The 1,909-nt window shown below is 59.9% G+C and carries 3 protein-coding genes; 1 reads left to right on the top strand and 2 read right to left on the bottom strand.

The window, feature by feature from the left end; all coding sequences use genetic code 11:
• Nucleotides 1–218, top strand: a 218-nt coding sequence (locus ACFSCT_RS12435) for a hypothetical protein (RefSeq protein ID WP_379143198.1), incomplete at its 5' end; no start/stop codon positions are given.
• A 263-nt stretch (nt 219–481) separates the two neighbouring features.
• Here the strand turns inward: ACFSCT_RS12435 and ACFSCT_RS12430 are convergent.
• Both ACFSCT_RS12430 and ACFSCT_RS12425 read right to left on the bottom strand, forming a co-directional pair.
• Entirely contained in the window at nt 482–1,129 is a 648-nt protein-coding gene (locus ACFSCT_RS12430; RefSeq protein WP_379143196.1) for a transmembrane anchor protein, read from the bottom strand.
• Between the two features lie 13 nt (nt 1,130–1,142).
• Nucleotides 1,143–1,877, bottom strand: a complete 735-nt coding sequence (locus ACFSCT_RS12425; RefSeq protein WP_379143200.1) for a HupE/UreJ family protein — start codon at nt 1,875–1,877, stop codon at nt 1,143–1,145.
• Nucleotides 1,878–1,909: the final 32 nt, after the last annotated feature.

Raw genomic sequence — 1,909 nt, 5'->3', positions numbered from 1 at the left:
CTGAGACGCTCGAGTTCCTGATCGGACTGGTCCATAAATACCTCCCGGTGTTGCTCGGAATTTTTACTCTGCGCGACGCCAACCCGCAATCCGAGCGAAGCCTGCTTCAAGCTCGGACAGGAAGATTGCTGCAGGCACCCAGAATGTCCGCAGTGGTGAAGCCGCGACGTAGCATCAGATCGTCGCGCCAACGTCTGCAAAGGGCGAAAGCTGACTGATGGTTGTGCGGCAATGCAGTTGCGGCAACTAGTCAAAGCAGAGTTTCACTTATTGAGAGAATTTTTCAGGCCCGGATCGAAATAATAGGACGATGGCAGGCTTACTGCGGTTCAGCCTGCGCTAGCGGGAAAAGTTTGAAATCATTATAGGTTGCATTACGACATCGGTTTCCGATCTGTGGGAAGGGCCTTTAAATGGCTGGATTACTATTTAAAAAAATGCAGCCATTCGCGGTCTAGACGCGAATGGCTGCGACGGGTGCTTAGTAAGTTTCGACGATGGCGCTGTAGTCGCCGCGCACGTTGATGGTCATGTCGATCGGCGTGCTGTCGCGGTTTCGCCAGAACCAGCCGTGATCACCGGCAAAGGGTGCCTCGATGCTGCCCTCGCCGTCGGTCGCGCCGCTGCCGCGTTCGTAGTCGATCGACTCGCCGCCGCTATGGGCGTGGAGGTCGAAGTTGACCCGGCCGCCTTCGGCGGTCCACGCGTATTCGGCCACGCCTCCAGCCGCCATTGTCAGCTTGACCTCGGCGGTGTCGCCCGGCTCCAGCGTGAAGGTCACGGTGTCCGTCCAAGTCTCCTGTGCCTCTTGCGCATGGGCCGTGCCGATGAGCAGACCCATGACACTGTCCAGAACGCTCGACGTCTGGTCCTGAGTGGGCTGCTCGATGGCGCGCTGCTCGTCGAGCAGGCGATCAGCCTCCGCCTCGGCAGCAAGCTGCACCTTGATCTCGCCCATCTCGGTCAGGCCGATGACCCGGCCGATCCCGGTCGGGTCGATGGCGTATTCGGCGGGCAGATAGACGGTGACCGCGATCACCGCCGCGCCGATGCTGGCCAGGATCGTTGAGCGGCGCAGTTGCGCCTTGGTGGGCAGCTCGTCGATGTTGGGTTTGGGTGCGTTGTGCATGGGAGTGTCCAATCTATGCAGAGGTGGAAGCGATGTAGCCGGCGACCTGATTGAAGGTCAGCCAGATGCCCAAGCCCATCATCACCACGTTGGCGATGGTGGCCTGGCGCAGGAAGTTGGGGCTGCGACGCCAGTAGCCCATGACGATCAGGATCACGGCAAGTGCTAGCAGTTGGCCGACCTCGACGCCGACGTTGAACGCCAGCAGGTTGGCCAGAAGCCCATCCTGCGGGATGTCATAGTCGAGGATCTTGGTGGCCAGGCCCGTGCCGTGAAACAGGCCAAAGATCAGCGTGGCGACCTTGGTATTGGGCTGGAAGCCGAACCATTTCTGATAGGCGCCAAGGTTGTCCAGCGCCTTGTAGACCACGGACAGGCCGATGATCGCGTCGATGATGTAGGCGTTGATGCCCCAGCCATACCAGACGCCCAAGAGCATGGTGACCGAATGGCCGATGGCAAACAGGCTGACATAGATACCGACGTCCTTCATCCGGTAGAGGAAGAACACCACGCCCAGCAGGAACAGGATGTGGTCGTAGCCGGTCACCATGTGCTTGGCGCCAAGATAGATGAAAGGGATGATCTGCACCCCCCAGATTTCCTGGATGTAGCCCGCGTCACCGGCGGTGACGTTATGGGCCAGGGCTTGGGCTGCGGTCAGCAGGAAAGCCGCCAGCAGGATCAGGGTCAGCGTGACCAGTTGGCGTGGCGCCAAGGCTCGCAAAACCCGCGAGGTCGAGGTCATGAAAGAGTCTCCGGTATGGTTTCGTCTGATCG

Origin of the sequence: Paracoccus pacificus (genome assembly GCF_042680785.1) — a bacterium.
Taxonomy (GTDB): domain Bacteria; phylum Pseudomonadota; class Alphaproteobacteria; order Rhodobacterales; family Rhodobacteraceae; genus Paracoccus; species Paracoccus pacificus.
Note: the sequence above shows the minus strand (reverse complement) of the source record. Positions and strands in the feature narration are given on the sequence as shown.

What these genes read in the sequence shown, in the direction of transcription:
- ACFSCT_RS12425 (WP_379143200.1), bottom strand. Translation starts at nt 1,877, where the DNA reads ATGACCTCGACCTCGCGGGTTTTGCGAGCCTTGGCGCCACGCCAACTG.
- ACFSCT_RS12430 (WP_379143196.1), bottom strand. Translation starts at nt 1,129, where the DNA reads ATGCACAACGCACCCAAACCCAACATCGACGAGCTGCCCACCAAGGCG.